The following is a 23046-nucleotide window of genomic DNA, read 5'->3' as shown; positions in this document are numbered from 1 at the left end:
TAGGGTTAGTTGTGAACCCGATGGGTGTCCGGCGGTTACGCCAGATTCCAGCAGTTATTTCGCCGCAACTATCTGCGGCTGCATAAAGTACACGTAAGGATTGCATACAAGATGGGCAAGATCTACAACAACGTCACCGAAGTCGTCGGCAACACTCCGCTGGTGAACCTGAATCGCGTCGGCGAGGGCCTGCCAGGCAACATTGCCGTGAAGCTGGAATTCTACAACCCGGCCAACTCCGTCAAGGACCGCATCGGCGTGGCCATCGTTGATGCAGCCGAGGCATCGGGCGCGTTGAAGCCAGGTGGCACCATTGTCGAGGGCACGTCCGGCAACACCGGCATCGCGCTGGCCATGGTTGGCGCGGCTCGCGGCTACAAGGTCGTGTTGACCATGCCTGAGACCATGTCCACCGAGCGCCGCGTCATGCTGCGCGCTTTCGGTGCCGAGATCGTGCTGACTCCGGGCGCCGATGGCATGCGCGGCGCCGTGGAGAAGGCCAAGGAGATCGTTGCGACCTCCGATAACGCCATCTGGGCGCAGCAGTTCGCCAACACCGCGAACCCGCAGGTGCACGCAGACACTACCGGTCCGGAAATCTGGGCCGATACCGAAGGCAAGGTCGATATCCTGGTTGCCGGCATCGGTACCGGTGGAACGATCACCGGCGCAGGCCGCTACCTGAAGGAAAAGAATCCGAACCTGAAGATCGTGGCAGTGGAGCCGAAGGATTCCCCAATCCTCAATGGCGGAAAGCCGGGCCCGCACAAGATCCAGGGCTTGGGCGCGAACTTCATCCCAGAGGTGCTCGATACCGAACTGTACGACGAAGTCCTGGATGCCAGCATCGAGGATTCGGTGTCGACCGCTCGCGCGCTGGGCGTCAAGGAAGGCATCCTCGGCGGCATCTCCGCTGGTGCAGCCGTATGGGGCGCCGTGCAGGTCGCCGCACGCGAGGAAAATGCAGGCAAGCAGATCGTTGCGATCATCCCCGACTTCGGTGAGCGCTACATTTCCACGCTGCTCTTCGATGACATCCGCGGCTAAGCAGATTTGCAGAAGCAGAATAAATCGGCGTGAGCCACCGTTGGGTCTATTGAGAGACCTTTATCGGTGCAGCTCGCGCCGATTTGCTGTGTGACATCTGCGGATTGTCCCGCAGCGAACCGCAACCACTAAGGTAGTATCCATGAGTTTTATCTCCCGCCTGCGTGAGGATTTGGCTAACGCACGCCAGCACGATCCGGCAGCGCGAAGCGATCCCGAAAACTTCTTCGTGTATTCCGGGCTGCACGCCATCTGGATGCACCGGCTGGCCCACAAGATGTGGCAGAACCCGGCACTGAAATGGCCAGCCCGTTTGCTATCCCAGGCGAACCGCGCACTGACCGGTATCGAGATCCATCCTGGCGCGACCATCGGCCGCCGCTTCTTCATCGACCACGGCATGGGCATCGTCATTGGCGAGACGGCCGAAATCGGCGACGACGTGATGCTGTACCACGGGGTGACCCTCGGCGGCCGGTCGCTGGCCAAGGTCAAGCGCCACCCGACCATCGGGGACCGCGTGGTCATCGGCGCAGGGGCCAAGGTCCTGGGGCCGATCGTGATCGGTGCCGACTCGGCAATCGGCGCGAACGCCGTTGTCGTCAAGGATGCCCCGGCAGGATCGATCGTCACCGGAATCCCGGCGCAGAACCGTCCGCGCCGGCCCGAGGAGCACAAGCCGGCGGTGGACCCGGCCGAGTACATCGACCCGGCCATGTGGATCTAGCGTTCTTCTTCCGCCAGCAGGCAGAGCAAACCCGCCCAGCGTCCGAGCCGTTCAGGTTCGGCCGCTGGGCGGGTTTCTTCGTGGTCCGGTTTGCTTGCCGGCAGAACAAAGCATCGATGCCCGGTACCTGCGAGTCTGGTACCGGGCATCGATGCTCATGCTTGCGTGGCAAGCGGGTTAGGCCAGCTTGTGGTCACCCGATTCGGTGCCATCTGCAAGTTCGACGATTTCGTCCTCGGGATCCTGCGGCTGGGTGCCGAGCTTGCCTCGGGTCAGCTTGTGCATGATCATGGCCAGCGCGCCGTCACCGGTCACGTTGGTTGCGGTGCCGAAGCTATCCAGTGCAATGTAGGCCGCGAACATCAGGCCGACCTCGACCTCGCCGAAGCCGAGCATCTGGGAGAGCAGGCCAGCAGCGGCCGCAATAGCGCCGCCGGGCACGCCTGGGGCGGCGATCATCATGACGCCCAGCATCAGGATGAACGGGAAGTACGCGCCGAAGGACACGTCGCCGCCGGTCAGCAAGAGCACGGCGATGGAGAAGCAGGTGATCTTGACCATCGAGCCGGACAGGTGGATCGTGGCGCACAGCGGGATCACGAAGCCTGCCACGGCGTCGGCCACGCCATTCTTCTTCGCCGATTCCAAGGTCACCGGAATGGTTGCGGCCGACGACGAGGTGCCCAATGCGGTGAAGTAGGCATTGCGCATGCCCCACAGGGCGGCCAGCGGGTTGCGCTTGTTCATCGCGCCAGCGATCGTGTACTGCACCAGCAGGACCACCAGGGTGAGCACGAAGGAAATCACTGCAACGAAGAGGAACTTCTGCACCACGATAACGGCGTCACCGGCAGCGGACAGGTCCAGGAAGATGCCGAAGATGAACAGCGGCAGCGCCGGAACGATCACGCGGCGGATGACCATTTCGATGATGCTGCGGAATTCCACCGCACCACGGAAGAGCACGGTGGAGCGGAAGGCAGTCAGCCCCAGGCCCAGCATGAACGCCAGCACCAGTGCGGTCATGACGCCCATCAGCGGAGCCAGCACGATTTCAGTTGCGGAATCCCCTGCCTCGCCGACCAGGGAGACGTACGGTTCGAAACCGGATCCTTCGCCCGCGCCAACTTCTTCGACACCGCCGCCGGACAGCGACTTGGTGAACAGCCAGCGGCTGACGAAGTAGGCAAGCAGGCCGGCCGCCAAGGTCGAGGCGTACGCGATGACCGCGGTGATGCCCAACCACTTGCCGGCACCCTTGCCAAGCTCAGCGATAGCCGGTGCGACCAAGCCGAAGATGATCAAAGGCACGATGAAGCCAAGGAATCCTGAGAAGATCGAGTTGTAGGTCAGGAATACGCTTCCCAACCAGACCGGCATGACCGGGCCAAGCAGGATGCCCAGCACGATGGCAACGAGCACCCAGCCAAGCAGTGGGATAGATTTCAGCAGCTTCATGAAAGTCCTTATAAACGGTTAGGGATCGGAGCGCCCTGAGCGACGGCCACAGGTGTGTCGTGGCGCACGCCTCAATCATGATAGACGTAATTTCCATTACACCGAAATCCTGTGATTGGCTTAAGTGTTACGGGAATTCGCGCTTCTGCCGAATAATTCCCGCCTGAAATCGCAAGGACTCCCATTGAATTCGATTGCTGGGGTATCGACCGTTCCCCAGATGAATATTCAGCGATTCAGCGGCTGAGGGCGTCTGGCCACAATTAAGCGGCATGGTGCTGGTGTGACGCCGTGGACTACTCGAAGCTTGCTTCAACCACGCCTTGTTCATGGCCCTGCCCGACAACCTGGTTTTGCACCCGCAGGTTCAGCACGGTCCCGTCTTCGGCATTTTCATAGCTCACGAACACCGACCCTGCCCCGGCATCGCTGCCGGTTTGCGACCAATTCGGTCCGCCTGCCGCCGAATGCCCGGTCAGGGACGCGACCACTTGGGCGGTGGCCAGCTGTTTCATTTGGGCTTCGTTCCCATTGCCCCAGGCAACCACCAGCGCGTCGGCATACTCGCTGGCGTTAGACGGCAGTTTGCCGAGTTCCTGTCCCCCGATCGTTTCGGTTTGCTCCGATTCCTCGTCGGCCGGCGTGCTTGAAGCTGCAGGCTCTGTCGGCTCAGACGAGGATTCGGTTGAGGATGCGGTTGCGGAGGCGGATTGCGTCGGGCTGGCTCCAGGATCCGTGGACGCTTCGCTTGGTGCGCCGCCGGAGATGCTGCCGCATCCGGCGAGCGCGAGGCAACCGGCCAGTGCTGCCGCCGAGCTGAGCTTGAGTAGTTTCCGAGGTGCATCCGGCATGGCATTCTCCGCTCTCGACGAGGAATCGACGATTCCCTGGTAATTCGATCCTCCACCGGAGGGGCAGCAATTGCAAGCAGGCAAGCCCGGGCGAGGTGGTGGCGGCTCCAATAGTCAGTAGGCTTGGGTCATGAGCCAGCACCCTGCCGATAGCCATGACACGATCCGAGTACGCCAAGCACGGGAAAACAACCTGCGGGGCGTCGACGTCGATATTCCCAAACGCCGCATCACCGCCTTTACCGGCGTATCGGGATCAGGCAAGTCCTCGCTGGTGTTCGGCACGATTGCCGCCGAGTCCCAGCGGCTGATCAACGAAACGTACACGACCTTCATCCAGAGCTTCATGCCATCGATGCCCCGGCCTGATGTAGAGGTGCTGGAGAATCTCTCCACGGCCATCGTGGTCGACCAGGAACGCATGGGCGCGAATTCGCGTTCTACCGTGGGCACGGCTACCGATGCCTATTCGCTTTTGCGCGTCCTGTATTCGCGGTACTCCACCCCGAGCGCCGGCGGCGCGGGCGCATATTCGTTTAATCTCGGCCAGGGCGCATGCCCGGTATGCGAGGGTTTCGGCACCGAGGCGAGCATCGACCTTGATGAACTGCTGGATTGGGACAAGACCCTGAACGAGGGAGCCATCAAGGCGCCCAACTTCGCCCCGGGCGCCTGGCTGTGGCAGACGCTGACCGCCGGCACGCAGCCGGACCTGGACGTGAAGCTCAGGGACATGCCCAAGGCCATGCTGGACCGCATGCTCTACGAGGAAGTGGGCAAGGTCAAGCTCAACGGCGCGAACATGAGCTACTCCGGCTTGATCACGCGCATCAAGTCCAATTACATCCATTCGGGCAGGGAAATCAAGCAAGCCCATATCCGCGAGTGGATCGAGCGGATCTCCACGACCGCCCCCTGCTCCGCCTGCGACGGCTCGCGGCTGGGACCGGCGGCCCGCGAGTCGAAGATCAATTCCCTGGAGATCGCAGACATGACCGCAATGCAGGTGTCCGAGCTGCTCGACGCGCTGGATCAGATCCAGATCGCGGATGCGGCACCGCTGATCACCAATTTGAAGGCCGTGCTCGAATCCATGGTGGATCTGGGGTTGGGCTACCTTTCGCTGGACCGCCCGGCTGGCACGCTCTCCGGCGGCGAAGCCCAGCGCGTGAAGATGATCCGGCATCTTGGATCAGCGCTCAGCGATGTCACCTACGTCTTCGACGAGCCCACCGTGGGGTTGCATCCCCATGACATCCAGCGGATGAACGGGTTGCTGGCCGGCCTGCGCGACAAGGGCAATACCGTGCTGGTAGTGGAGCACAAGCCGGAGGTCATCGGCATCGCCGACCACGTCATCGATCTGGGCCCCGGTGCCGGCACCCATGGCGGCACCATTTGCTACAGCGGGGCCGTCGATGGCCTGCTCGCCAGCGATACGCTCACCGGGAAGCACTTCACGACGCGTGCCGCCCTCAATACCACCCCGCGCAAGGCCACTGGCGCGATGGAAGTGCGTGGCGCCTCCCTGCACAACCTGAAGAACCTCTCCGTGGATATTCCCACCGGCGTGATGTGCGCGATCACCGGCGTCGCCGGTTCGGGCAAGTCCACGCTGATCCACTCGACGATCGCCAAGCGCGAGGATGTTGCCGTGGTGGACCAAACGGCGATCCGCGGTTCGCGGCGTTCGAACCCGGCCACCTATACCGGGATCATGGATCCGATCCGTGCCGCATTTGCGAAGGCCAACGGCGTGAAGCCTGCCCTGTTCAGCGCCAATTCGGCTGGCGCCTGCCCTGCTTGCAGCGGCGTCGGGTTCACTTACACGGATTTGGCGTCCATGGCCGGAGTCGCCCTGCCGTGCGAACAGTGCCGCGGCAAGCGGTATACAGCTGAAGTGCTGGACTACACCTTGGACGGCTTGAACATCGCCGAAGTCCTGGACTTGAGCATGGAAGGAGCCTTGGAACAGCTCAAGGTGCCCAAGGCCAAGGCCATGCTGGAACGGCTGAACCAGGTAGGCCTGGGCTACCTGAAACTGGGCCAGCGGCTGAATACGCTCTCCGGCGGCGAACGGCAGCGCATCAAGCTGGCCATCAATCTGGGTCAGGGCGCCGGCACCTACATCCTGGATGAGCCAACCACCGGGTTGCATATTGCCGATGTGCAGAACCTGCTGCGGCTGCTCGATGAGATGGTCGACGAGGGCAATACCGTCATCGTCATCGAGCATCACCTGGCAGTCGTAGCCCACAGCGACTGGGTCATCGATCTGGGCCCCGGGGCAGGCCACGAAGGCGGAAGCATCGTCTTCGCAGGGACCCCGGAGGATCTTGCCGCCTCGGGCACGCTGACCGGCGAACACCTCGCCGCCTACGCCAAGGGCTAGGCGTGATGCAGAGACTCAGGAAACCTCTGCCGGCCGACGCGCAGGAGCTGGCCCGGTTGCATGTCGAGTGCTGGAAGGAAACCTACACGCATCTGCTGCCCGAAGGCTTCTTCGACTCCGCGCACGATGAACAGCGCCTGGGCATGTGGACCAGGGCGCTGGATGACCCGAATCCACTGTTCCGGATCTGCGTTGCGGAGAACGAGGACGGGAAGCTTGTCGGCTTCGCACTTTCGGCTCCGCCCACGGGAAATACCGAAGGCCTGCGCGAAGACGTGGCTCGGCAGCTGTACAACCTGTATGTGCTGCAGGCCTTCCATTCGGATGGCACGGGGCAGGCGCTGCTGGATGCAGTGCTGGGCGATGAACCGGCGGTGCTCTGGGTGGCTGCCCAGAATCCGCGGGCCATCAGGTTCTATGAACGCAACGGCTTCGCCTTCGACGGCACCACCGAGGATGACCCGTCCGCCCCGGAAATCACCGACGCGAGGATGCTGCGGTAGCTAGCCGTCGGCAAGAATCCTCAGGATGTCCGGGTCCGTTGGGGTGCCCAGTTTCGCATCGATCTTCGAGACCAACTGCGCTTGGCGACGCAGCGAGTCGAATTCGGCATGCGAATCGGCGTCCTTCCGAATTCCTGTGGAGTCTCGCGCACGGAATTTATCCAGTGCCAGCTGCTTTACCGCATCACGGATCAGGGCCAAGTCCTCGGGCTGCACCGTCCAGCTATCCTTGTGCTCGCGCATCCAGGATCTGCGCTGCGCGTCGTCCAGGCCTTCGGGCGGCTGGCCTGCGCCCTGCAGATGCTCGAGCATCGACGTGCCGACGTTCTGCTCGGCGATGTCCTGGGACAAGCACCGGTCAATGGCGTATTGGACGCGAAGCCACCATTGACCGGCGGTATCCACTTTCGAGCGCAGCCGCAGCGTTCGCATGGCCAGGACTACGCCTGCGCCCGCGATGAGTACAGTTAGCAGCGGGACGAGCGCGAGCACAATTCCCAGCCCAGTGCCCCAGCCGCCACCATATCCGTTCATGCTCCGATCCTAGATTGGGCTTCGGACCGGAGCAATCGTCAGGTGGCCGAGGCTAGATGCGCACGAGCATCTTGCCGGTGTTCGCGCCGCGCATCATGCCCAGGAAGGCGTCCACGGTATTCTCGATGCCGTCAACAATTGTCTCGTCATAGGCGATCTTGCCTTCGGAGAACCACTGGCCCATGCGCTCGCCGAATTCCGGGGCGAGATCAAGGTAGCTGGAGAGGGTGAATCCCTGCAGCTTCAGTCCGCGGGTGATCAGGTTGGACATGTTCTGCGGTCCCGGTGCCGGCTCGGTGGTGTTGTAGCTGGCGATGGCGCCGCACAGGGCTGCGCGTCCGCCATCGTTGAAAGCTGCCAGGGCGGCTTCGAGGTGATCCCCGCCCACGTTGTCGAAGAAGACATCGATGCCCTCGGGAGCCGCGGCGGCTAGCTGCTCGCGCACGTCGCCATCCTTGTAGTTGAAGGCTGCATCGTAGCCGTACTTGCTGGTCAGCAGTTCAACCTTCTCGGCGCTGCCGGCCGAACCGATGACGCGCTTGGCTCCCATGAGCTTGGCGATCTGCCCGGCAGCAGTGCCCACTGCACCTGCGGCGCCGGAGACGAAGACGGTTTCCCCCTCGGCAAGATTCGCGATCGCGCTCAGCCCCACATAGGCGGTCAGACCCGTCATGCCCAGGATGTGCAGGCGCAGCGATGACGACACCCCGGGCAGATCAGGCGCCGGCTTGAAGTTGGACGAACCGGCTTGCACGGTATCCGACCAGCCCAGCTGGTGCTGGACCAGGGTGCCTGCCGGGAAGGCCGCGTCAGCGGTCTCGATGACCCGGCCGATCGCTCCGCCGAGGATCTGCTCGCCGATCTGGAATGGAGGGATGTAGGAGCGGGTGTCGTTCATGCGTCCGCGCATGTACGGGTCCACGGAAATGAACTCGTTGCGCACCCGGATTTCCCCGGTTTCCAGCTCCGGCAGCTCAACGGTCTGCACGCTGAAGTTCTCCTGGGTCGGCCAGCCGGAGGGGCGGGAGGCGAGCAGGATCTGCGTGCTGGTTGCTTTGGTCATGGTTACCAGTTCTTTCAAGTCTCGGTTGCGTGTGGAATTCTTCGTGTCTTGCTAGTTGCCCAGCACGAGGCCAAGGATCAGCAGCGCGATGGCCAGAAATGGCAATACCCCCTGCTTGATGGCGAGCTTCGCTTTGCCAGGGCTGCCCAGTGCCAGCACCAGCGCGGCGGCCAGCATCGAGCCGGTTCCGGCGAAGACCAAGGTAGCACCCACTGCCATGTGTCCCAAGCCCAAGGCGATCACGCCTGCAATTGACGCTATGGCCAGGAAGAGGTTGTAGAACCCCTGGTTGAAGGCCATCTCCCGCGTCGCTTCCGCTTCAGCCTCGCTGGTCTTGAACACCGACCGGGTCTTGGCGGTGGTCCATGTCAGGGACTCCATCGAGAAGATGTAGATGTGCAGCAGGGCAGCTGCTGTTGCGAAGATCTGCGCGGCGATGATCACGATGCGTCCTTGGTGTGCAGGGAACAACTATTCTGTAACGACCATTTCAATATATACTGGAATGGTCGTTACGAAAAGAGGAGATGGGTGTGATGGCGCGAACATCCGCATTCGATAAGGAAAAAGTCGTCCAGAGTGCCCGATCGGTCTTCTGGTCACGGGGCTTCGAGGCCACGTCCATTCCAGAGCTTGAAAGCGCTACCGGCCTGAGCCGCTCCAGCATCTACAACTCGTTCGGCTCCAAGCGCGGCCTCTTCGACGCAGCGGTGGACAGCTATCTCAACGAGATCGTCCGCCCGCGATTGCGTCCACTGCTCCAGGATCCCGTACCGGCCCACGCGCTGGAAGACTACCTGCGCGGACTTGCCGCCGTCTTCGCGAAACCCGAATCCCTGCCGGCGGCCCATGGCTGCCTGCTGATCAATACCGCCAGCGCACCAATTGCCGCCGAAAACGACATCGCTGCCGTCATTTCCGCCTACCGGGAAGAACTCGGTGGAGCCGTGGGCCGCGGATTGAAGGCAGTTCGTCCTGAACTCTCACCCGAACGCCATGCCCTGCTCAGCGATACCATCACCGGGCTGGTGGTGGCGGCCTTCGCCCTGGTGCGCATCTCCCCCGGCGAAGCAGTCCGCTTGCTGCAGTGCGCGGAGAACCTGCTGGAGGGCTAGCAGCTCATCTTCCTAGACGGTGCCACTGCGCGAAGACGGGTTTACCATGGAATCCCGGCAACGGGCTCGGGACTTCCTTGCGCGGAGCGATGACCGATGGACCAGGTTCGAGAACAAATTGCCGCCAGCTACCGGCGTGATGCCGCTGCCTTGGCTGGCTTCTTGTCTGGCGCCGATCGCAGCTCGTTGGCCAAGCACAGCGAAGGCACCCGTTGGAGCAACGAGCAGCTGCTCTTCCATATGGTCTTCGGCTACATGGTGGTCCGCGCGCTCATCCCGCTGGTGCACCTGCTGATCAAATGCCCGCCGTGGACCCGTTCGGCCTTCTGCGCGGTGCTCAATTCCGGCACGCGGCTCTTCCACCCGGTGAATTACCTCGGATCCTGCGCGGCGGCTACGGTCTACAACCATCGCCGCATGCGCACACGGCTGGGGCGGACCCAAGCAGCGATCCTGGCCAAGCTGGCAACAGAAGACATCGCGGACCTGCAGCGCTGCGTCGACTTCCCGCGCCGGTGGGATCCGTTTTTCCATGAGCGCATGAGCTTGGCCGACGTCTATGCCTACCCCAGCTTGCACTTCGCTTTCCATGCCAGACAGCTGTCGCTGCCCTGAAGCCGAACCGGTACGCGACGGACAAGTGCCCGCACTACGTCGCGACCAGCGCCTGTGCGGAATACATTCCGGTGATCCATGACCATTCGAGCGCAAAAATGGCCTGCCCGAACTCCAGCGAGTTCGGGCAGGCCACTGAAGGGCATCCCGGTTTTAGTGGGTATCCTCAGCTGCGATTTCGGTACGGTCACCGCTCCACTGCGTATGGAAGGTGCCTTCCTTATCGGTGCGGCGGTAGGTGTGCGCACCGAAGTAGTCGCGCAGGCCCTGGGTCAGGGCTGCTGGCAGGCGGTCGCGGCGCAAGCCATCGTAGTAGGCCAGCGACGAGGAGAACACCGGCGCAGGGATGCCCAGCTGGACAGCAACGGAAACCACGCGGCGCCATGCTGGAACTGCCTTGTTGATGGCTTCGGCGAATGCCGGAGCGAACAGCAGGTTCGAAGGCTTCTCGCCGGCCGAGTAGGCGGCGGTGATGTCCTTGAGCAGGGCGGCACGGATGATGCAGCCCTCGCGCCACAGGCCGGCGATCTCATCGAGCTTCAGCTCCCAGTTGTATTCGCCGGCAGCCGAGGTGAGCATGTCGATGCCCTGGGCATAGGAAACCAGCTTCGAGGCGAACAGCGCCTGGCGCACATCCTCGACGAAGTTCTCCGGAAGTGCGACCTCGGCGGTTTCGCCGGTCAGCGCCTGCTGGCCCACAGCGCGGATATCGCGCTGCGAGGACAGCGAGCGGGCGAAGACCGATTCGGCAATGGCCGAAACTGGCGAGCCCATGTCCAGGCCAGACTGCACGGTCCAGCGGCCGGTGCCCTTCTGCCCTGCGGAGTCCTGGATGACATCGACCAGCGGCTTGCCGGTGGAAGCATCGACGTGGCCCAATACTTCGGCGGTGATCTCGATCAGGAAGCTGGACAGCTCGCCCTGGTTCCACTCGTTGAAGATCTCTGCCTGCTTGGCCGGCTCGATGTCTGCGGCGTTGCGCATCAGGTCGTAGGCTTCGCCGATGACCTGCATGTCGGCGTATTCGATGCCGTTGTGGACCATCTTCACGAAGTGGCCGGCACCGTCGGTGGAGATCCAGGCGCAGCACGGTGCGCCGTCGTCAGCCTTCGCGGAGATCTTCTCCAGCATCGGACCCAGCGACTTGTAGGATTCGGCGGAACCGCCTGGCATGATCGATGGGCCCAGCAGCGCGCCCTCCTCGCCGCCGGAAACGCCGATGCCCACGAAGTGCAGGCCTTTCTCGGCCAGGGAGGCTTCGCGGCGGCGGGTGTCGGTATAGTGCGAGTTGCCGGCGTCGATGACCACGTCGCCCTCTTCAAGCAGCGGCACCAGCTGGTCGATAACCGAGTCCACCGGAGAGCCGGCCTTGACCATGATCAGCACGCGGCGCGGGGTTTCGAGGTTTGCGACCAGTTCTTCCAGGCTTTCGGTGCGAATGAAATCGCCTTCATCGCCATGCGCTTCGAGCAGCGCGTCGGTTTTGCCGACCGAGCGGTTGTGCAGGGCGACGGTGTATCCGTTGCGAGCGAAGTTGCGGGCCAGGTTTGCGCCCATGACGGCCAGACCTGTGACACCAATCTGTGCAGGCATAAAAATAAGTCTCCATCGATTACGGGGAGTTGAACCGCCAAGCAGAGACCGGATGAGTCACGATCCCTGTTCACGGCCACGTGACCATTCCATCCTACAAGGGCGAGGGCCGTGATTTACAGCGGATCGCAAAAGTTAAAGCATATTTATTTCGGCGGTCGACTCGCCTTAGTCTGATTTGACGCAGGCCATTGGCTAAACTGAACCCCATGGCAACAAGTCTGCACGCTCATGTGGTTGAGCACCTCGGCTCCCGCATTATCAGCGGGCAAATTCCGCGCGGCTCCATTATCCTCGCCGCCGACCTGGAGCAGAAGCTGCAGGTCTCGCGCTCGGTGATCCGTGAAGCCATCCGGGTCCTGGCTCAATGCGGCCTAGTCAACAGCACCAAGCGGGTAGGCATTCGAGTGCTCGGCGCCGAGAGCTGGAACCCCTACGACGATCATGTCATCCGCTGGCGGCTGGCCAGCGACCAGAAGGGCGCGCAGCTGCGCTCGCTGACCGAACTGCGCATTTCTGTCGAGCCGATGGCCGCGGAACTGGCGGCCGAGTTCGCCCCCGAAGCGATGCGCAAGGAGCTGATGATGCTCTCCGCGCAGATGAACCATTACGGACGCCAAGGTGATTTGCGGCGATTCCTGGAGCTGGATATCCGATTCCATGCGGTCGTGCTGGCCGCCTCGGGCAACGAGATGTTCGCGAACCTCTCCACCCCGATCGGCGCGATCCTGCGTGGCCGCACCGAACTGGGCCTGATGCCCGAGCGCCCCCACGAAGAAGCACTGCTCTGGCACCAGTCAGTCGCCGATGCGATCTCCAATTCGGATGCCGCCAGCGCGCGGAAGAACATGGAAAGCATCATGCGCCGGACGCACAACGAAATCTGCAGCCTCTGGGACGGAGCACCGCGTTTGTTCGTGGATCCGGCCAAGAGCTCCCAGTAGCCGACCTCCCCCCGCATCGCACGAAGAATCTGCCGGGGCAGCGATCTGCATCGCTGCCCCGGCGGATTCTTGGCGTAGCCCGAGCTCGCTTTAGGCCAGTGCGGTCGCCAGGCAGTAGAGCACCATGACGCAGGCGAAGCCGACCACCGAAACCAGCGCCTGGCCAACAGTCCACACCTTCAAGGTCGTGGGCACATCGAGATCCAGGAAGCGCGAGATCAGCCAGAAGCCCGAATCGTTGACGTGACCGGCGAAGACCGAGCCCGCGGCCAGCGCCAGCACCATGGCAGCGATCTGGAAGGCGCTCAGCGAGGAATCGGCCAGTACCGCAGGCTGGACGATGGCGGCCGCCGTAGTCAGCGCCACCGTGGCCGAACCCTGGGCCAGGCGGACGATGGCAGCAATCAGGAAGCCGGCGACGATCAGCGGCATGCCCACCGATTCAAGCGAGCTGGCGATGGCATTGCCGATGCCGCTGGCCCGCAGCACGCCGCCGAACATGCCGCCTGCACCGGTGATCAGGATAATCGAGCAGACCGGGCCCAGCGCCGAGTCCACCACGGTCTCGGTTAGCGTCTTGTCCTTGCCCTTGCGGAAACCGAGCAGGAAGATACCCAGCAGCACGGTGATGAGCAGGGCCACCGGGGTCTCGCCGAGCAAGCGCAACCAGCGCACCCAGGCGGATTCCGCATCCACGACGCCGGCGGAGCCGAGCATGTTCAGCCCGGTGTTCATGAAGATCAGCAGCAACGGAAGCAGCAACAGGCTGAATACCGTGCCCACCGACGGCGAGGACTTGAATTCGTCCTTCGATGCCCCATTCCCCAGGGCCGCATCCAGGATATTCGGGACCGGGATGTCGAACTTCTTGCCGACAAACTTTCCGAACAGATGCCCGGCAACGAACCAGGTCGGGATCGCGACGACCAGGCCGAGCACCAGCACGAGCCCGACGTTGGCTTCCAGCAGGCCGGACGCGGCCACTGGCCCCGGGTGGGGCGGCACGAATACGTGCATCACCGAGAATGCGGTGGCCGAGGGGATTGCGTAGAGCAGCAGCGAACCGCCCAGGCGGCGGGCCACAGTGAAGATGATCGGCAGCATGACTACCAGTCCGGCATCGAAGAAGATCGGGAAGCCGAAGAGCAGCGAGGCCACCGACAAGGCCAGTGGCGCGCGCTTCTCGCCGAACTTGGAGATCAGCCAGCTGGTCATCACATCAGCACCACCGCTGGTTTCCAGCATGCGTCCGAGCATTGCACCCAGGCCGACCAGCAGTGCCACGCTGGCCAAAGTGGATCCGAAGCCGCCGGTCAGTGTCGTGATGACCGATTCAGCGGGGATGCCCGACGCTACGGCGGTCAGCAAGCTGGTGAGTACCAGTGCGAGGAACGCATGGACACGGAAGCGGATGATCAGCAGCAGCAGCAGCGCTACCGCGGCGACCGCCAGTAGCAGCAGGCCGGGCGTGCCCAGCGTCCAGTTCAGTTCAAGTTCGCTTGTCATTGTCTTCCTTGATCAATGGGAGGCCTTTGCCTTGGGGGTTTGCGGATTGATGTCAGTGCGCGGCACGAGGAGCGTTCGGCGAAGTGAGCTTTGTGGCCAATTGGCTGACGATCTCCTCTGGGCTGTCGGCAATATCGGCACTGAGCACCGGTTCGTCCGGGTCCGGTACTTCGAGTGTGGCCAGCTGGCTGTCGAGCAGGCTGGCCGGCATGTACTCGTGCGAACGCGCAGTCATTCGATCCCGAATCAAGTTCGGGCCACCGGCAAGGTGGATGAAAACCGTCGCCGGTGCCAGGCGCCTGATGAGATCCCGGTAGCTTCGCTTGAGCGCGGAGCAGGCGATCACCGGCGGCGCCTGGCGCTGATTGCTTTCGGCCAGCTTCGTTCCAATCAGTTCCAGCCATGGCTCGCGATCTGCGTCATCCAGCGCTTGGCCGGCAGCCATTTTTTCCTTGTTGGCCTTGGGATGCAAGCTGTCGCCATCGATGAATTCATGCTCCAGCCGGTCGGCGAGCAGTTGGCCGATGGTGGTTTTGCCGCTGCCCGAAACACCCATCACCACAATGGGCGGGACTTGCTGATTCATGCATTTACTCCGTTGCGTGCAAACTAATATATGACTTATGGATCCTCGTGTTCCATAAAATATGATTTAACCAGATTAAGAGTGAGCTGGGCTACTGTCAACAAATGTCGCGGAGAATTTGCTTGGTCCACGCAAACGCACTGGTCAGCAAGTATATTTGCAGGAAATCATGCCAATCCTTCAATCGATGCTTGAACCAAGTCTATGAAAACCCTGAATTTCGATGCGATTTTCGTAGATCACCTGCTCAAACCCATGTATTGTCTCGTTTTAAGTGGATCGAACCCGACCACTACACAGTCTGACCATTGGAGCGAATCATGGGATTCATTGGATGGATCGTATTGGGCTTGATTGCCGGAGCGATCGCAAAGGCCATTCTGCCCGGCAAGCAAGGTGGCGGCTGGATCGCTACCCTCATTCTCGGCGTCGTAGGCGCTCTGCTAGGCGGATGGATCGGAAGCGCAGTCTTCGGCGAGGGCGTGGATGAGTTCTTCTCCATCTCAAGCTGGCTTCTTGCCATTGGTGGCGCCCTCATCGTGCTAGTCATTTGGGGCTTCATCACCAAGCGACGGGCTTAACGCACTGTCCGCGGGGCATATGTCCTGCCGATATAGATTTCCCGCCGGGTAACAGTTCTCGCTATTACCCGGCGGGATTTCTTTTGTCTTCGCTATTTCACCCGCAATAACAGAGCCCCAACGGATTCTCTGCGCAATTCGAGACGCAGGATACACCCATCCGAGTCCATTGCCGCTTCAGGTGCCGTATGGAACACCTTATAGCTGAGTACCGATGGGCAGTTCCGCGCGAATATCTGGGCAACGACGGCTGGCCGGGATCGATGGCCCGGAGCGTCGAAAACCATCTCGGTGAATTCTTCGGGGACCCAGCGCGCACCAAGGTAGTCGTCTCCGTCCAGGGAAGTTTCCTGTTGCTTCTGCCAACGTTCAACAATCCGTTCTTCTGAGACATCCTGCGGCGCGTAAGCCTCTACGACTTGAATTTCGTATCCGGCTTCCTGCAGTTGGGCAGCCAGCTTCTGCGCTGACTCTTCAGATGCGAGGACCTTGTCAATGACGACGTTCAGTCCTCGCGCTAGGCATGCAGCACGTAGTTTTTCACTAAGCATGGATGATTCCTCATGCACCAGGCTCGCCATGTCCATAGGGAAGAACTGCTCACCGAGTTCTTCTCGCTTCCGCACTTCAGGAGGCGTGAAAAAGCTATCGTAGGTGCCATCTTCTAGCGCTTCCCGCATCAACTTCTTCTTGAACTTGTCCGCATCGATTACTACATAGTCGTTTTCATGCCCTCCGAGCAGGTCTCGCAACAGACTGCTCTTGCCGGCTCCCGGAGCCCCTGCAAGTACGATGGCTTGACGCTCGGCTTTGGCGTTGTCCGATACTCGCAGTTCTTCGTCGACCAGCCGCCGATGCAACAGATCACGCTCCCCGATGGCCTTCCACGTGTCCGGAGCCACTTCTTCGAACCAGTCAGTATTGCGCACGGAGATGAACGGTGAATCGTTAGCCAGCACTTCGCCGGGCTCATTGAGCTGAGCGATCGTCTTCAGGTGCTCGCTGATTTCTAACTTATCTGCCATATTCGAATCCTAATCGGGAATAAGCGCGACGCCCGTCCAGCGCGCGGGCAGCCAAGTACCGTATAGTTCGATGACGGGCCCAGCGTCCCGCGCATAATACAAAGGAGACTCATGGCTACCGCACCACTCCCCGCTCCAAGCACAGTCCGGGCAGCCCGCACTTTCGCGCACATCGGCACCGAACGCACGCGCTGGCGCGGACTCATCCACGCCTGGTCCACCCCAGGAATCATCATCATGAACCTGGTGCTGATCGTGCTGGCCGACGGGCGCTTGGCCGAATGGACCACCGCCGTCTTCGCGCTCTGCTCGATCCTGCTCTTTGGCACCTCTGCGCTATATCACCGCGGGAACTGGACGGACAAGGTTATGGGCCTCTTCCGCCGAGCCGACCATGCGAACATTTTCCTGCTGATCGCCGGCACCTATACCCCGGTCGCAGCGCTGACCTTGCCGGGCCGGCAGGCGATCATCGTCCTGTCGATCATCTGGGCCGGAGCATTGGCCGGGATCGCCATCAAGTCCTTCTGGCCAGCTGCACCGCGCTGGGTAGGGGTCAGCCTCTACATCCTGCTCGGTTGGGGCGCCTTGATGCAGCTGCCAGCATTCTGGGCAGCGAACCCCGCGGTGATGATCCTGATTCTTGCTGGAGGCGTGGCATATACGGTTGGTGCGGTGTTCTACGCCACCAAGCGGCCTAATCCCCTGCCCAAGGTCTTCGGTTTCCATGAGCTCTTCCACGCCTGCACCGTCATGGCCTTCCTCTGCCATTGGACGGCAGTGCTTCTCGTAGCCCTGTAGCCGTACCGGCCAGTTATTAAAAGCGATCGCCGCAAGCTTCAAGAAGCTTGCGGTGATCGCTTTTATGCATCCGCTACTGTGCTGGCTACCGCTGGCCGTAGCGCTTGCGCACGACAACCAATCCGAGCAGCGAGATCACGGCAATCGCCATGTAGTACAGGCTAGGCGCATCCAGCGACCCGGTCACATCCAGCAGCCAGGTCAGCACCAGCGGGGCGATGCCGCCCAAGAGGGTAACGCCCACGTTGTACGCCACGGACAGGCCCGAACCGCGGATCGCGGCCGGGAAGAGGTTTGAGAGCAATGCCGGCAGCGGGCCGAAGTAGAAGGACATGATCACACCAAGCACCGCAATCACGATCACCATCACGATGACGCTCGGCTTCGAAGTCATCAGCTTGAACAACGGGTAGGCCAGCACGAACGCTGCCACTGCCGCATAGGTCATCACCCTTGCCGGGCCGATCCGGTCGGCCAGATGGCCCACCAGCGGAACACCGCACAGCGTGATGATGCCCGCCGAGATTCCACCCAGGAAGGCTGCATCGGCGGGGATCTTCAGGTTCGTGACGGCGAAGGTCGGCATGTACAGGATCATGTACACCGAAATCGTGGCCACGCCAATGGTTGCCACCGCGGCGAGCACGCGTCCGTAGTGCTGGGCAAACAGCGTGCCCAGCGGCGATTTCTCCTTGGCCGTGGAAATGAACTCCTCGGTTTCCTCCAGCTTTGCGCGAATGTACAGGCCGACCGGACCGATCAGCAGGCCAACGAAGAACGGCACGCGCCAGCCCCAGCTCTCCAGGGCTTCCTGGCTCAAGCCCGTGGTCAGGAAATAGCCGAAGGCCGAGGCCAGCAGCATGGACGCACCCTGGCTGGCGACTTGCCACGAAGAGTAGAACGCTTTCTTATGAGGTGCCGTTTCAATCAGGAACGCCGTGGCCGTGCCGAACTCGCCACCGGCGGAGAATCCCTGGATCAACCGCGAGAGCAGGATGATCAAGGCACCCGCCACGCCCGCCACTTCATAGGGCGGCGCCACGGCCATGATCAGCGTTCCGAGCATCATCAACCCCAGCGTCAAGGTCAGTGCGCTCTTGCGCCCCTTGCGGTCGGCATAGCTGCCCAGCACCATGCCGCCCAAGGGCCTGATCACGTAGGAAATCGCGAAGGTGGCGAAGGTGAGAATCAGCGCGAACGTGCCGTCGGATTCCGGATAGAACACCTTGGCGATCGTGGTTGCAAAGGTGGCATAGACAATGATGTCGAACCATTCAAGGGCCGCGCCGATGGAACTGGAGATGACGGCCTTGCGGGCCTTGGCGATCTGTTCTGGCGTAGCCACTGCTCCGGTGCTCATGAGCTGGCCCTTGCAATCAGCGAATCAATGAAGTTCTCGCAGGCTACGATCTGCTCCAGCTCGATGTACTCGTCCGGAGCGTGTGCCTGGGCGATATCGCCGGGACCGCACACCACGGTGGGAATGCCTGCCGCCGCGAACAGCCCGGCTTCGGTGCCATAGGTGACCTTTTCATCGGTGGCAATGGCTCCGCAGGAGGCGGCGAAGGACACGATTTCTTCATCGGGTGCGGTATCCAGGCCCGGGGCTCCTGCCTGCTGGGCGAACTTCACTGAGCAGGCGGGGTTCTGCTCGAGCATTTCGGCCTCCAGCTTGGCCGCTTCGTCGCGGAAGCGTCCGGTGAGTGCCTCGCGGTCCACTACCGCCAGCGAGCGGTATTCGAAGTGGACCACTGCCTGCGAGGGAATGGTGTTCACGGCGATGCCGCCGTCGAACTTGTTCACGTTCATGGTAGTGGTCGGTTCGATGAAGGATTGATCGCGCGGACCATCGCTGCGCAGCTCGGCTGATACTTCTTCGACGAATTTCGCGAAGCGCAGCGCGTAGGAAATGGCGTTGACGCCTTCGGATGGCAGCGAGGAGTGGGCGGCGACACCGTTGAACTCGGCACGGAAAACATTCATCGACTTGTGCCCCCGGATGGCCCGCATGCTCGACGGCTCCCCCACGAAGCATCCGCGCGGTGCCAGGTTTTCATCAACGATCTTCTGCACCAGAGACACCGCGCCGACGCAGCCGACTTCTTCGTCGTAGGACAGAGCCAGGTGGATTGGCTCGGCAAGTTTTGCGCTGGTGAGCTGGTCCAGCTTGGCCAGGATCACCCCGAGGTAGCCCTTCATGTCGCAGGTGCCGCGGCCATAGAGCTTGCCGTCGCGCACCTGTGCATCGAACGGATCGCTGCTCCAGTCCTGCCCGTCCACCGGCACCACGTCGGTGTGCCCGGAGAGCACGATGCCGCCGGTGCGCGTCCCATCGGCCGCGGGGATGGTGGCTAGCAGGTTGGCTTTGGTGCCTTCGTCGTTGTGGATCAGCTGGGAGCTGATGCCGTAGGCGTCCAGCTTCTTCACCACATTCTCGATCAGTGGGAGGTTGCTGTCGCGACTCGTGGTGTCCACGGCTATGAGCTCGTGGATTTCCTTGATGCTTGCTTCGCTGGGCGCGGTCATCTCGGCTCCTAGTTCTAGTCAATAACGCTATGGACTCATAGTTCCACAGTGGCCCTGCTCCGCCTAGAAAAATTTCGCAGAATGGCTTTCTGGCTAGTTGCGAATAATGCCGGCTCCACGCAGATAGTTCATGATCGCGGCCATGAATGAGCGAAGCTTGACGCGGCAGCCTCCGAAGACGGCCCGCCCAGCACAGGTCAGCGCAATTCAGGTGACCGGACTCAGCCTCTCCAGGGCCTTGTCCATTTTCACATATTCAGTAACAGGCCTATTTTGTTCTCTGCGCAGAATGGTGCCCGGATATTCCGGAGAAGGCTGAGCCCTCTGGCCAAGGCTTCGGCACGGGCCCGTGAACGCCATATGGGCGCATAGCGCTCTATCCTGCAGGACTGTTACCTGCTTACCGCTATTTGCGTCCGAGCACGGCCACTAGGAAATCGTCGGCCGGCAAATGGAAGTTCCAAGTCGAATAGCTTTGCTGAATTGCCAACCCCGCCTCTATGGCATCGGATTCGAAGTCATCGAACTCATACCCGCGCCCGGAACCGAAGCCGATGATCATGCGCCCGTCCAACGCCAAGTGCTCACGCAGCTGCTGCAATGCTGGAAGGCGTTCGGACTTGGAAAGGAAAGTGACAACATTGCCTGCGCAGACAATCAGATCGAATTCCTGCTTCTGCCCCGCTTCAACATCGACTGTGAAGTCAGCCAGGTTCCCGACCTGCCATTGGGCCTTGGGGTAGTCTATTCGCGCAACATCGATGAGGTGCGGGTCGAGGTCGACGCCCACGACGTGGTGTCCTTGCTCGGAAAGCCAGCCGCCGATGCGCCCGGTTCCGCATCCGGCATCCAGGATCCTGCTGCCGCGGGCAACCATTGCGTCAACGGCGCGTGCTTCTCCGAAAATATCCTGGCCCTCGGCAGCAAGCGTGCGCCAGCGCTGGGCGAAGTTCTGCGAGTGGTCCGGATTCTTGCGCACGGTGGCAAGCCACAGGTTTTCTTCAGGTGCAGTCATGAATCCAGTTTCGCACCTTCACCGGATTTAAACGATTTGCGGCCGCGTCCGGATAACGAAAAGAGACCGTTTCCATCACTGTGAAAAGTGATTGAAACGGTCTTCATCTTTGGTGGGCCCTACCGGGATCGAACCGATGACATTCACGGTGTAAACGTGACGCTCTACCAGCTGAGCTAAAGGCCCTCCTGCAATGGTGAATTTGGAATTATCTTTCCTTCATCCCTCCGTTGCAACAAGTAATAATCTAATGCATCTCGAACTGACTTGGCAAATTGATATGGGGGTTTTCGCGAAAGAGTGCCGAGCGTCACCCGCGAGGCAGTTTCCGTACCAACATTCCCATTCTGTTTCAGGGACACGAGCGGATGAGTGCGTGAACAGGAAACTCGCAACTGCCGGCCCTGCCCTATGCCTGATCCTTTCAGGCTGCGCCTCCGGGAATATCTACACCGATGCACCACCACGGCCGTCAGCAATTGACGATATGGCAGCTGAACCTGTAGACCTGACCGGCCTTGGGAAGCAAAGCAACTCCAGGGGTGATGATTTCTACCAGAAAGCGGTGACCGAAGACTGCGTCATAACCATTAATTGGGTCACGAATAATGGCGACACCAAGTCGGTGTACCGGGTTGGCCGATTCCAAGCACCCAAAGATGCGGCGCAACCATCCATCAGATAACCCATAGCGTTTTTGCCAGTTATGCCACCAGAGTCACTTATTGGCCAAGCCTGGCCATGAATGCTATTATCCAAAAGAAACCGGCTGGATGATTGTATGGTCCGAACCATCAAGCGCAACATCTTTCCGGTAGAGGTGATCATCTTCCGGAGGAGTTCCAGGAGAGACTCGGTTATCTTAGCCGGATGATCTGAATTTCGACTCGATTCACCGGGCTGCGCCTGTTTCCGCTCCCTGCAATTGGGGCGAATAGGGCTCTAACCACGAAACTCGTTATCAAACTGTAGTCTTAAATAATAGTTGGTCACCTGACAGTCAGTAAATCCCACTGCTAGGTTTTATCTACACTCGCAACCGACTGAAATCAAAGAAAAGGACGCACGGATGCGGAATTTCCGAAAGTTTGTGGCGGTCGCCTCAACAGGTGCTCTAACGCTGAGTCTGCTCGTGGCTGGCGCACTGCCGAGCTCGGCTGCAAGCAGAACAACCGAGCAGGAGTTGGCAAACGCCGCGACGCTCGAAATGAGCGTGCCGGAATATAAGTCAATGCGAGAGCTGGCCGAAAAGGGCTAGGTTGAGCTTTGGGCTAATGGGAAAAAGTTTTGCCTAACAGTGAGGACAGCTGGCCGCAATCAATCCGCAACCTGCCAATCGGCAAGACATCTTTATACCAGGCGGATCGCGGTGTGGGCGCCTGCGGTGTCAAAACCGCCAATAATAAGCATGTTCGAACCTGGTATGTAAACAAAACGCCGTATGCGCGACTCGCTGCGGTTTTGAATTGTGGAACCTGGACTCCGAAGAACCCCAATGGAGGCTGGGGCTACCGTCATATCGCCGGGAAACATGGCGGGGAGTGGAAGCAACTGGCCGCGCAAGTGGCATTTAACACGAACTGGCGGGATATTGCAGACTTCGCGATCAATGACGGTTTGACTAACATCTATTCGGGTGCAAAAAATCCTGCCAACAACACCTTCCGCTACAAAGGTAAAATCGAACTAAAACGGTATGACGGACGAACTATAAAGACGTACTACACCACCGTCGCTGTCGACCAAAGAGATCGCCGCATCATTACCGCCTACTACCGGAGCAAAAATAGGGGTCTAACTGCGTGACTTTTCAGGCAAAGCGGAGCAATTCAAGTACCAACTTTCGGGGCTTGGTGAGGTCTCAATAGTTCCTCTGGTTCCAGAGGGATACGTATTTTCGCGATATAAGGACTCCCAAGAGCTATACGCATTCGACTGCCCTTTTGAAGAAGTCCTGAAACACGCAGTTCAATCCGGTGGAGAAGATCTCTGGCCTGATATGGATCCGCTTGAAGCGCAATTGGCTCTTTTCTCAGTGCATGTCATGGAAACGATCGATACAGCTCCGGATGAGGCGCACATTTTGAGCTTTGGCGACCGGGGGCTTGAAGCCGTTAAGGGCAAGTTACCGGCGGCAGCAATTGGTGAAGATTAGAAAATTGAG

General features: G+C 60.7%; 24 protein-coding genes and 1 tRNA gene. 12 read left to right on the top strand and 13 right to left on the bottom strand.

Translation table 11 applies throughout. The annotated features are described in order from the left end of the window. The first annotated feature begins 111 nt into the window (after nt 1-111). Both cysK and epsC read left to right on the top strand, forming a co-directional pair. Complete coding sequence (gene cysK, locus ATK23_RS04765; protein WP_038990964.1) at nt 112-1047, top strand: cysteine synthase A; 936 nt, start codon at nt 112-114, stop codon at nt 1045-1047. A 142-nt stretch (nt 1048-1189) separates the two neighbouring features. After that, nucleotides 1190-1774 (top strand): serine O-acetyltransferase EpsC, encoded by a 585-nt coding sequence (gene epsC / locus ATK23_RS04760; RefSeq protein ID WP_038990962.1) that lies wholly within the window; start codon nt 1190-1192, stop codon nt 1772-1774. 177 nt (nt 1775-1951) lie between these two features. On the opposite strand, the gene ATK23_RS04755 is transcribed toward epsC, so the two are convergent. Both ATK23_RS04755 and ATK23_RS04750 read right to left on the bottom strand, forming a co-directional pair. Continuing rightward, the gene (locus tag ATK23_RS04755; protein WP_066138144.1) at nt 1952-3232 is read right to left on the bottom strand and encodes a dicarboxylate/amino acid:cation symporter; all 1281 of its coding nucleotides are present in this window, start codon (nt 3230-3232) and stop codon (nt 1952-1954) included. Nucleotides 3233-3528: 296 nt separating this feature from the next. After that, the gene (locus tag ATK23_RS04750; RefSeq protein ID WP_066138141.1) at nt 3529-4083 is read right to left on the bottom strand and encodes a hypothetical protein; all 555 of its coding nucleotides are present in this window, start codon (nt 4081-4083) and stop codon (nt 3529-3531) included. A 130-nt stretch (nt 4084-4213) separates the two neighbouring features. Here ATK23_RS04750 and ATK23_RS04745 point away from each other — a divergent pair, with 130 nt between their 5' ends. Then, complete coding sequence (locus tag ATK23_RS04745; protein ID WP_066138138.1) at nt 4214-6475, top strand: ATP-binding cassette domain-containing protein; 2262 nt, start codon at nt 4214-4216, stop codon at nt 6473-6475. Between the two features lie 5 nt (nt 6476-6480). Next, the gene (locus ATK23_RS04740) at nt 6481-6978 is read left to right on the top strand and encodes a GNAT family N-acetyltransferase (RefSeq protein ID WP_066138135.1); all 498 of its coding nucleotides are present in this window, start codon (nt 6481-6483) and stop codon (nt 6976-6978) included. Here the strand turns inward: ATK23_RS04740 and ATK23_RS04735 are convergent, their stop codons facing one another. The 3 genes from ATK23_RS04735 to ATK23_RS04725 are packed head-to-tail and all read right to left on the bottom strand — an operon-like array spanning nt 6979 to nt 9019. Further along, nucleotides 6979-7512, bottom strand: a complete 534-nt coding sequence (locus ATK23_RS04735; RefSeq protein WP_066138133.1) for a hypothetical protein — start codon at nt 7510-7512, stop codon at nt 6979-6981. It lies immediately after the preceding gene. 52 nt (nt 7513-7564) lie between these two features. Next, complete coding sequence (locus ATK23_RS04730) at nt 7565-8575, bottom strand: NADP-dependent oxidoreductase (RefSeq protein ID WP_066138130.1); 1011 nt, start codon at nt 8573-8575, stop codon at nt 7565-7567. Nucleotides 8576-8626: 51 nt separating this feature from the next. After that, a complete protein-coding gene (locus tag ATK23_RS04725) occupies nt 8627-9019 on the bottom strand; it encodes a DUF1304 domain-containing protein (RefSeq protein WP_066138969.1) in 393 nt (130 codons plus the stop codon). Between the two features lie 92 nt (nt 9020-9111). Here ATK23_RS04725 and ATK23_RS04720 point away from each other — a divergent pair, with 92 nt between their 5' ends. Together ATK23_RS04720 and ATK23_RS04715 are read left to right on the top strand one after the other, a co-directional pair. Further along, entirely contained in the window at nt 9112-9690 is a 579-nt protein-coding gene (locus ATK23_RS04720) for a TetR/AcrR family transcriptional regulator (protein WP_066138966.1), read from the top strand. Nucleotides 9691-9786: 96 nt separating this feature from the next. Further along, on the top strand, nt 9787-10305 hold the full coding sequence (locus ATK23_RS04715) for a maleylpyruvate isomerase (protein ID WP_066138127.1): 519 nt from the start codon (nt 9787-9789) through the stop codon (nt 10303-10305). Nucleotides 10306-10458: 153 nt separating this feature from the next. On the opposite strand, the gene gndA is transcribed toward ATK23_RS04715, so the two are convergent. Continuing rightward, nucleotides 10459-11898 carry an NADP-dependent phosphogluconate dehydrogenase gene (gndA, locus tag ATK23_RS04710; RefSeq protein ID WP_066138124.1) on the bottom strand — a complete coding sequence of 480 codons (1440 nt, stop codon included), beginning with the start codon at nt 11896-11898 and terminating at the stop codon, nt 10459-10461. Nucleotides 11899-12107: 209 nt separating this feature from the next. Here gndA and ATK23_RS04705 point away from each other — a divergent pair, with 209 nt between their 5' ends. After that, the gene (locus ATK23_RS04705) at nt 12108-12842 is read left to right on the top strand and encodes a FadR/GntR family transcriptional regulator (protein WP_038990947.1); all 735 of its coding nucleotides are present in this window, start codon (nt 12108-12110) and stop codon (nt 12840-12842) included. Nucleotides 12843-12932: 90 nt separating this feature from the next. Here the strand turns inward: ATK23_RS04705 and ATK23_RS04700 are convergent, their stop codons facing one another. Next, entirely contained in the window at nt 12933-14348 is a 1416-nt protein-coding gene (locus ATK23_RS04700) for a GntP family permease (RefSeq protein ID WP_066138121.1), read from the bottom strand. A 52-nt stretch (nt 14349-14400) separates the two neighbouring features. Then, a complete protein-coding gene (locus tag ATK23_RS04695; protein WP_066138118.1) occupies nt 14401-14934 on the bottom strand; it encodes a gluconokinase in 534 nt (177 codons plus the stop codon). 320 nt (nt 14935-15254) lie between these two features. Here ATK23_RS04695 and ATK23_RS04690 point away from each other — a divergent pair, with 320 nt between their 5' ends. After that, a complete protein-coding gene (locus ATK23_RS04690) occupies nt 15255-15515 on the top strand; it encodes a GlsB/YeaQ/YmgE family stress response membrane protein (protein ID WP_066138115.1) in 261 nt (86 codons plus the stop codon). 92 nt (nt 15516-15607) lie between these two features. On the opposite strand, the gene ATK23_RS04685 is transcribed toward ATK23_RS04690, so the two are convergent. Next, nucleotides 15608-16540 carry a zeta toxin family protein gene (locus tag ATK23_RS04685; protein ID WP_066138112.1) on the bottom strand — a complete coding sequence of 311 codons (933 nt, stop codon included), beginning with the start codon at nt 16538-16540 and terminating at the stop codon, nt 15608-15610. A gap of 111 nt (nt 16541-16651) precedes the next feature. On the opposite strand from ATK23_RS04685, the gene trhA reads away from it, so the two are divergent. Continuing rightward, the gene (gene trhA, locus ATK23_RS04680; RefSeq protein WP_174520593.1) at nt 16652-17341 is read left to right on the top strand and encodes a PAQR family membrane homeostasis protein TrhA; all 690 of its coding nucleotides are present in this window, start codon (nt 16652-16654) and stop codon (nt 17339-17341) included. A gap of 85 nt (nt 17342-17426) precedes the next feature. On the opposite strand, the gene ATK23_RS04675 is transcribed toward trhA, so the two are convergent. From ATK23_RS04675 to ATK23_RS04660, 4 genes are all read right to left on the bottom strand, one after another. Continuing rightward, on the bottom strand, nt 17427-18701 hold the full coding sequence (locus ATK23_RS04675; RefSeq protein WP_038991536.1) for an MFS transporter: 1275 nt from the start codon (nt 18699-18701) through the stop codon (nt 17427-17429). Continuing rightward, nucleotides 18698-19867 (bottom strand): acetylornithine deacetylase, encoded by a 1170-nt coding sequence (argE, locus tag ATK23_RS04670; RefSeq protein WP_066138109.1) that lies wholly within the window; start codon nt 19865-19867, stop codon nt 18698-18700. The genes ATK23_RS04675 and argE overlap by 4 nt, the downstream gene beginning before the upstream one ends. A gap of 406 nt (nt 19868-20273) precedes the next feature. Further along, nucleotides 20274-20882 (bottom strand): class I SAM-dependent methyltransferase, encoded by a 609-nt coding sequence (locus tag ATK23_RS04665; protein ID WP_066138106.1) that lies wholly within the window; start codon nt 20880-20882, stop codon nt 20274-20276. Nucleotides 20883-20992: 110 nt separating this feature from the next. Further along, a tRNA-Val gene (locus tag ATK23_RS04660) sits at nt 20993-21068 on the bottom strand. A gap of 64 nt (nt 21069-21132) precedes the next feature. On the opposite strand from ATK23_RS04660, the gene ATK23_RS16255 reads away from it, so the two are divergent. The 3 genes from ATK23_RS16255 to ATK23_RS16245 all read left to right on the top strand — a co-directional run bounded on the left by ATK23_RS16255 (nt 21133) and on the right by ATK23_RS16245 (nt 23037). Further along, the gene (locus ATK23_RS16255) at nt 21133-21567 is read left to right on the top strand and encodes a hypothetical protein (protein WP_157066312.1); all 435 of its coding nucleotides are present in this window, start codon (nt 21133-21135) and stop codon (nt 21565-21567) included. 602 nt (nt 21568-22169) lie between these two features. After that, nucleotides 22170-22688, top strand: a complete 519-nt coding sequence (locus ATK23_RS16250; protein ID WP_157066311.1) for a hypothetical protein — start codon at nt 22170-22172, stop codon at nt 22686-22688. Nucleotides 22689-22881: 193 nt separating this feature from the next. Beyond that, complete coding sequence (locus tag ATK23_RS16245) at nt 22882-23037, top strand: hypothetical protein (protein WP_157066310.1); 156 nt, start codon at nt 22882-22884, stop codon at nt 23035-23037. The last annotated feature ends 9 nt before the right edge of the window (nt 23038-23046 follow it).

The sequence above is a fragment of the Glutamicibacter nicotianae genome (genome assembly GCF_002797775.1).
Lineage (GTDB): Bacteria > Actinomycetota > Actinomycetes > Actinomycetales > Micrococcaceae > Glutamicibacter > Glutamicibacter nicotianae.
Note: the sequence above shows the minus strand (reverse complement) of the source record. Positions and strands in the feature narration are given on the sequence as shown.

Excerpts from the sequence above, each read along its gene's own strand:
- ATK23_RS04750 (WP_066138141.1), bottom strand. The coding sequence starts at position 4,083 with ATGCCGGATGCACCTCGGAAACTACTCAAGCTCAGCTCGGCGGCAGCA.
- ATK23_RS04730 (WP_066138130.1), bottom strand. The coding sequence starts at position 8,575 with ATGACCAAAGCAACCAGCACGCAGATCCTGCTCGCCTCCCGCCCCTCC.
- ATK23_RS04675 (WP_038991536.1), bottom strand. The coding sequence starts at position 18,701 with ATGAGCACCGGAGCAGTGGCTACGCCAGAACAGATCGCCAAGGCCCGC.
- ATK23_RS16255 (WP_157066312.1), top strand. The coding sequence starts at position 21,133 with ATGCATCTCGAACTGACTTGGCAAATTGATATGGGGGTTTTCGCGAAA.
- trhA (WP_174520593.1), top strand. The coding sequence starts at position 16,652 with ATGGCTACCGCACCACTCCCCGCTCCAAGCACAGTCCGGGCAGCCCGC.
- ATK23_RS04690 (WP_066138115.1), top strand. The coding sequence starts at position 15,255 with ATGGGATTCATTGGATGGATCGTATTGGGCTTGATTGCCGGAGCGATC.
- argE (WP_066138109.1), bottom strand. The coding sequence starts at position 19,867 with ATGACCGCGCCCAGCGAAGCAAGCATCAAGGAAATCCACGAGCTCATA.
- ATK23_RS04705 (WP_038990947.1), top strand. The coding sequence starts at position 12,108 with ATGGCAACAAGTCTGCACGCTCATGTGGTTGAGCACCTCGGCTCCCGC.
- ATK23_RS04735 (WP_066138133.1), bottom strand. The coding sequence starts at position 7,512 with ATGAACGGATATGGTGGCGGCTGGGGCACTGGGCTGGGAATTGTGCTC.
- ATK23_RS04755 (WP_066138144.1), bottom strand. The coding sequence starts at position 3,232 with ATGAAGCTGCTGAAATCTATCCCACTGCTTGGCTGGGTGCTCGTTGCC.
- ATK23_RS04745 (WP_066138138.1), top strand. The coding sequence starts at position 4,214 with ATGAGCCAGCACCCTGCCGATAGCCATGACACGATCCGAGTACGCCAA.
- epsC (WP_038990962.1), top strand. The coding sequence starts at position 1,190 with ATGAGTTTTATCTCCCGCCTGCGTGAGGATTTGGCTAACGCACGCCAG.
- ATK23_RS16245 (WP_157066310.1), top strand. The coding sequence starts at position 22,882 with ATGGATCCGCTTGAAGCGCAATTGGCTCTTTTCTCAGTGCATGTCATG.
- ATK23_RS04700 (WP_066138121.1), bottom strand. The coding sequence starts at position 14,348 with ATGACAAGCGAACTTGAACTGAACTGGACGCTGGGCACGCCCGGCCTG.
- gndA (WP_066138124.1), bottom strand. The coding sequence starts at position 11,898 with ATGCCTGCACAGATTGGTGTCACAGGTCTGGCCGTCATGGGCGCAAAC.
- ATK23_RS04665 (WP_066138106.1), bottom strand. The coding sequence starts at position 20,882 with ATGACTGCACCTGAAGAAAACCTGTGGCTTGCCACCGTGCGCAAGAAT.
- cysK (WP_038990964.1), top strand. The coding sequence starts at position 112 with ATGGGCAAGATCTACAACAACGTCACCGAAGTCGTCGGCAACACTCCG.
- ATK23_RS04720 (WP_066138966.1), top strand. The coding sequence starts at position 9,112 with ATGGCGCGAACATCCGCATTCGATAAGGAAAAAGTCGTCCAGAGTGCC.
- ATK23_RS04740 (WP_066138135.1), top strand. The coding sequence starts at position 6,481 with ATGCAGAGACTCAGGAAACCTCTGCCGGCCGACGCGCAGGAGCTGGCC.
- ATK23_RS04715 (WP_066138127.1), top strand. The coding sequence starts at position 9,787 with ATGGACCAGGTTCGAGAACAAATTGCCGCCAGCTACCGGCGTGATGCC.
- ATK23_RS04695 (WP_066138118.1), bottom strand. The coding sequence starts at position 14,934 with ATGAATCAGCAAGTCCCGCCCATTGTGGTGATGGGTGTTTCGGGCAGC.
- ATK23_RS04685 (WP_066138112.1), bottom strand. The coding sequence starts at position 16,540 with ATGGCAGATAAGTTAGAAATCAGCGAGCACCTGAAGACGATCGCTCAG.